Origin of the sequence: Streptomyces sp. P17, from assembly GCF_032436805.1 — a bacterium.
In the GTDB taxonomy this organism is placed as follows: Bacteria; Actinomycetota; Actinomycetes; order Streptomycetales; family Streptomycetaceae; genus Streptomyces.
This window is the reverse complement of the sequence record NZ_JAVRBF010001065.1, coordinates 1-260: the sequence shown is the minus strand read 5'-3', so window position 1 is coordinate 260 and position 260 is coordinate 1. Positions and strand designations below refer to the sequence as shown.

The following is a 260-nucleotide window of genomic DNA, read 5'->3' as shown; positions in this document are numbered from 1 at the left end:
CGCTCCCGCCGCTTCTGGCGGCGGTGGCCCTGCGGGGATAGACGATGCATCCGCAATATCTGATCAGCGGACGAAGCCAGTCGGGTTACGTTAATCTGCGACGCGACACAGCGGCTGCGGCGCTCAAGAAGGCGAGAGAGCTTCTGCAGGAAGACCATCTGGATGTGAGAATATCCACGCCGCGTGCTTTCGCCCAAGGAATTCGATCAACTCGAGACATAGCGGCGCAGGCCTGCCTTCCTTTTCATGATGTCCCGGCC

General features: G+C 60.4%; 1 protein-coding gene. It reads left to right on the top strand.

What is annotated here, in order from left to right:
* Nucleotides 1–44 precede the first annotated feature (44 nt).
* On the top strand, nucleotides 45–260 hold a 216-nt coding region (locus RMT89_RS43955), incomplete at its 3' end, for a hypothetical protein (RefSeq protein WP_315889355.1).